Here is a 5,215-nt window from a genome sequence, read left to right on the forward strand (position 1 = left end):
CTTGGTTCATCGCGAAGCAGCGACAAACACCGCCCGCTCCCCACCGCCGCCATGCCTCCCGGACGATTACGGGTTGCTTCGAGCAAACAAGCTACTACTGACCGTGCGCTTCGGTTCAACGAAGGTATCGTTGTAGTCGTCCGATTGCTTGCTCTACCCATTCCCGATAGCCGGCTTCTGTCAACGGCATTAGTCGACGAGCCACGAAAGCTTCTTCCTTGCCGAACATCTTCATGGCCATGCCAGAGGTGTTCTCGGCTGGCGGCTCCTCGACTCGAACGTTCGCAACGTTGTAGAGCCCGACACCTGACCATACGCTGTTCGCGTCGGCGAATCCGACTGCACCCGAACACAGTTGCCGGATTCTTGATGGCGCAGCGAAGTAGGAACTGAAGAACCATCCTTCTCGCTCTATGGTGGGACTGAACAGCAGGACGACCAATCCATCCTCAAACCGATAATAGTAGCTCTTCCCAGAGACCAGGCCGGTATAGTCCCGATCGGTCAGCGGCTCATAGCCTTCGCGCATTTGCGCTAGAGATGCTTCGCACATCTGTGAGAAGACACGGTCAAGCCGAGACTCTTCACGGACGATATCGACGTCTCGCACCGGCTGCGGCCAGAACACGACCGCCAAGACAGGATGGTCGTCTTCAGTAATGACGCGCCTAAGGGCGTGATTTGCTATTTCCTCGAACTGACTCTTTGGCGCCGCGTGGTCTGCAGCCTCCAATTGTCTTAGCGCCTTTATCAACTGGTCCTTCAGCTGCTCCGGTGTATGAAAAGCAGTGCGGAAGAAACCCTGATGGAAGTCTTCGACTTCCTCCCGAAACGCCTGTTGAGCCGGTTCCATCTCAACGCCTTCTTGAACGAAGGCCAATACTGGTTTACCCAGATCACGGGCGGCGCGGAATTCCTGCTGAGTCACCGAGACGCCTGGCTCGGCCTCAAAGCCGAACCGCTCGCCTAGCAGGAGCACGTAGACGTCGGAGTCTTCCACCTCCCTGATGCACGCCTGTTGCGATGAATAGGGACGTGCGGCGAAATCCTCGCACATGATCGGCCGGTGCTCCATGAGGCCAATGGCGCCGCGGCTCGCTCGCCGATAATCCTCGAAGCCTTGGACGACGGAGCTGACGAAAATCTTCTTCATATTCCGAGTGCGTACCACCGTATGGATTTGGAACTAATGCTTAGAAACGTGATTTTGCCGTCCAACGTACGATAGCAGCCATTGGGACGACCACCGGGGCAGCGTGTCCAACGTCGGATTGGTCCACTGCGCGAGGACGGCAATCGCCACTCCAATGGCGATTGATCCCGTCGTCGGAGCATTCGCACCTTGGTTTTGCGCGATGTCCGTATAGCTTCTTCTGACCGGTAGTGCCGTCTCCGCCTCAGAGCAAATTCAGCAACTGGCGGAGGAACGTAACTACGTTTCCGCCCATGAAGTTATGCTCATTCCAGCCTCGGCCTGACAGAGTTCAAGGCGTTAGATAAGAGCGCCCTCAGCCGGTTCGGTCCCAAGTCTTACAGGGTGTGGGAGATAAAGCCTTGCAGCCACGAAATATGCAGAGCAACAGGGCCTGGACCAAGGGCACGAGACCACAAAGGTCTGGTATCACCTTCAACAGGTTGGAACCTGACCGGCCGCTTCGGATCGAGATACGGTGTCGGGATGGTGATCATTTCACTTAGGCCGTAGTCGCTGATTGGCGGGAGCTTCACGTCACCCGTTCCAGCGGCACGCGCATCCCTAACTTTGCCGCAGTGCGGTAACCATGGCCGCCATGGCGACGCCGGATCCCAACCGACAAGATGCTCTCGTGCGAAGGGCGGCCTTCGATTGGCTCGAGGCCCAGACCGCTCGACACGGGGACGTTCTGCCCCGAGGTCTACCCTCCCAGGGCTTCGAGTGGCACGGCCAGCGCGTGCCACTGGTTGGGCCGGCCGGCATCTTCAAGCCCAGGGTCCTTCCGGAGATCCCGCTGACGATCACGACGGCACCTGACGGCCCGTACGAGGATACGTTCGGCGACGAGCATCGCCTGCTCTGCCGCTACCACGGCACCGATCTGAATCACCGTGACAACCGGGGGCTGCGGGAAGCCATGCACCGGCGGACACCTCTGATCTATCTCTTCGGACTGATTCCGGGCCGTTACCTCGCCGTCTGGCCGGTCTTTGTCGTGGGCGACAATCCTGACAAGCTCACTTTCACCGTCATGGCGGACGCCCAGGACACGATCACGGACTCGCTCGCGCGGGGCGCCGACCGGGAGATACGGGACGAACCGGAGGAACCGCGCCGACGGTACATCACGGCGACCATACAGCGACGACTGCACCAGCGCAGTTTCCGCGAGCCAGTGCTGAGCGCCTACCGGGAGCGCTGTGCGCTGTGCCGTCTCCGCTATCGTGAGCTACTGGACGCGAGCCACATCATCCCGGATAGCCCATCACCTCGCTACCTATCGAGAACCAGCCGTGCTTCCAGCAAATCCATGAGGTCGTATGTGTTGCGGTACGGGACGCGGTAGACCTCGCAGAGGTTCGGGACCTTCACCTTCTTGCTGTTCGCCGCAACCCTGGTTTCCTGCGTAATGACCTCGGCGCCACAGGCTATTGCCTTTGCTATCAGCCATGGGTCCGCACCGTCCAGAAACGTAGTCGTGTGCGGCTCTGCGAACACATCGTGGGTCATGACGAAGTTGGCGATGTCGGCAAACGCCGTCTGGGTGGCTTCGTCGTCGACCGGCACAAAGACATCGCGCCGCTCTTTGACCCAGTCTGAGAGTTGGTCCTTGCCGGCCTCCAGCTCGTCGCGCACAGGGCGGAAACTGCCGACTGCACCATTGTGGAAGTGCAGATCGAGCCAGTCCCAGAAGCCGGGCACGATGTGCATGCGGTAGTGAAAGTTCTTGGCCTGTATATAGGTGTTGGCGTCCAGCAGATACGAAAAACTCACAGCCCCAGCTCCCTCCTCGCGAAGTCGGCGAGCTTGTGGGGCCGTATACCGGTGAGCCGGTGGGCATCGCGTAGCAGCAGCCGGCCGCTGAGTGCTTCACTGGCGACCGCCTGGGCAAAGCGCGTGCTGATTCTGGCGCGCTGCAGACGATGGAAGCTCGGCTGACCCTGGCGATTGCCGTCACGGCGCTCCGCCAGCTTCTGCTGCACATAGGCACGGTACTCATCCTCCGAGATCAGGTTCAGCTCCCGTGCGCGCCGGGCGATCACCCACTGGCTAACGTGGAATCGGGCGGCCAGCGCCGGCAGGTTCTGACGCCATTCCTGATCGGGCTCCCATAACGGCCGGAACTCCACTTCCGGCACGAGGAACTCGGCGGCGACGGCATTGCAGAGCTTCTCGGCCCGGTGCGGCGTCGCGGGCTCACCGTCGGAGATGCCGGACTCGCCGAGCCAGATATGCGCCAGCTCATGGATCAGCGTGAACAGCCGGGCTTCCTCGCAGTCCGCGGTATTGACGAAGATGACCGGTGCGTAGCGGTCCGCAATTGCAAAGCCGCGGAACTCGCCGACATCCAGCGGACGGCTGGTGTTGGTCCCGACCATGCTGTTGCGCATCACCATGATGCCCAGGGATTCAATGCGCTCCACCAGGCTGCGGAAGTATTCTTCCCAGGTGCCGCGTTCCGGGTGCGCCGGAACACCCAGGTGATCGCGCATGTCGCGCACAACCTCGTCCACGGCTGCTCCGCTGCCCATGGAAGCGACCACGGCCACCGGGTCGGCATCCCGGTCCTGTTGATATTCCCGATACCAGAGCTGGCGCTGTATGACTTCCCGTAGGGTGTCCCGCAGGTCTGCGCTGATCCCTTGGGGTTTGTGATCACCCACTGTCCGCAGGTCCGGTATGGGAAGTTCTTCCTGAGGCGGTTCGCGCAGAAACAGGTAGCCGAACGGCACATGGGTGTGCCGCGCAAGGTTCTGTGCCTGGCGGAAGGTCGGGCGCCTATCACCTTCCTCCCAGGCCTCGACCTTGTCGTCCTTGACGTGCAGCTTCCGCGCGAGCGCGGACACGCTCAGTCCCGCGCGTTCACGCGCCCAGCCGAGCATCTGCGGTGTGATGTGGGCCTGTGCCATTGGCGTGATTCCGGTTCGCCCCGGTGTCAGTCAGCGTTTGACGCTGGAACACGTTCCATGTTCGCGGCGGCTACTGTTTGCTGACCATTCTCGGGCACGCGTTGCCGTGCCGACAAGCGGAGCTGCAGCATGGCACGCCGATCAGGCGGTACACTCCGAATGGAACTGCATGAGCGGCTTGCCCATGAGCTCCGCGGCCTTGGACTCGCCGATCAGGTCTTCCGCCAGGGCGCGGTAGACAAGCTGCTCGAAGACGCGCGGCTGCTCGCCCGGGTAGTCGCCGAAGGGTTCCTTTTTGAGCCATCCGCGTGCCTTGAATTCCTGGCGCAGGCGCTTGTAAGTCTGATCCGGGATGATGCCCAGGTCCCGGGCGCGGTGCAGCCACCCGGCCATGCTCAGACCGTACTCCTGTTTGAGCAGCCACAGCTCCCGCGGCTCAAGCCAATGCCGCTTGTCGCCCAGGGCTCGCCGTGCGGCCTGCTCCGGCACCAGGAACGCCCCGGCGAACCGGTTGGCGGCCAGCTCCATGTCCAGATCCTTTGCCAGCCGGCCTTCAAGCACCAAGTGACCGAGCTCGTGTGCCAACGTGAAGCGCTGACGGTCGCCAGGCCAATCTTCGCCCAGAATAATCACCGGATTGCCCCGCACCAGGGCCGCGAGGCCGTCGAAATGCTCGTCGTGCGGTATCGACGTGCGGAAAACACGAATGCCGTGTTCCTCGCAGGTGTCGATCAGCTCCGGAATGGGGTTAACGCCGAGTCCCCAGGCCTCGCGTAAGTCCGCGGCCGCGCGCTCGACATCCACGTACGTATCGATCCGGTCTGCCAGTGCCCGCGGGACCCGGAACTCGCCGACTGGAAGCACGGGAAGGACCGCTTCCAGCTCCAGAAAGCGCTCGAGCTTCTCCTTGACGTCCGCCTTGATGCGGTCCAGCAACCGATTGGGGGCCGTGTGATGCTTGCGGTACCCCTGCATCTCCAGCTCGACGTGTTCCGGCCGCAGGAAGTACTCGACACGCACGTTCAGCGCGTCTGCCAGGGACAGCAAGACTGTCGAGGACGGCGTCGCCTTGCCGTTCTCGTATTTCGACACGGCCATAGCGGAAATCTGT

5 protein-coding genes are annotated in these 5,215 nt (G+C 61.6%); all 5 read right to left on the reverse strand.

Annotated elements, in window-relative coordinates; all coding sequences use genetic code 11:
• Positions 1–115: 115 nt before the first annotated feature.
• The gene (locus G7A99_RS11400) at positions 116–1,153 is read right to left on the reverse strand and encodes a DUF4062 domain-containing protein (RefSeq protein ID WP_163140275.1); all 1,038 of its coding nucleotides are present in this window, start codon (positions 1,151–1,153) and stop codon (positions 116–118) included.
• 742 nt (positions 1,154–1,895) lie between these two features.
• Positions 1,896–2,348: a hypothetical protein gene (locus G7A99_RS11405; RefSeq protein WP_163140277.1), complete on the reverse strand. Its 453-nt coding sequence runs from the start codon at positions 2,346–2,348 to the stop codon at positions 1,896–1,898.
• Between the two features lie 119 nt (positions 2,349–2,467).
• On the reverse strand, positions 2,468–2,968 hold the full coding sequence (locus G7A99_RS11410) for a DUF4411 family protein (protein WP_163140279.1): 501 nt from the start codon (positions 2,966–2,968) through the stop codon (positions 2,468–2,470).
• Complete coding sequence (locus tag G7A99_RS11415; protein WP_163140281.1) at positions 2,965–4,104, reverse strand: XRE family transcriptional regulator; 1,140 nt, start codon at positions 4,102–4,104, stop codon at positions 2,965–2,967. The genes G7A99_RS11410 and G7A99_RS11415 overlap by 4 nt, the downstream gene beginning before the upstream one ends.
• Before the next feature lie 141 nt (positions 4,105–4,245).
• Positions 4,246–5,215, reverse strand: a 970-nt coding sequence (locus G7A99_RS11420) for an ImmA/IrrE family metallo-endopeptidase (RefSeq protein WP_163140282.1), incomplete at its 5' end; no start/stop codon positions are given.

The organism is Arhodomonas sp. KWT, from assembly GCF_010993615.1.

Bases quoted from the DNA above. Each gene is read 5' to 3' on its own strand.
- G7A99_RS11400 (WP_163140275.1), bottom strand. From the start codon at position 1,153: ATGAAGAAGATTTTCGTCAGCTCCGTCGTCCAAGGCTTCGAGGATTAT.
- G7A99_RS11415 (WP_163140281.1), bottom strand. From the start codon at position 4,104: ATGGCACAGGCCCACATCACACCGCAGATGCTCGGCTGGGCGCGTGAA.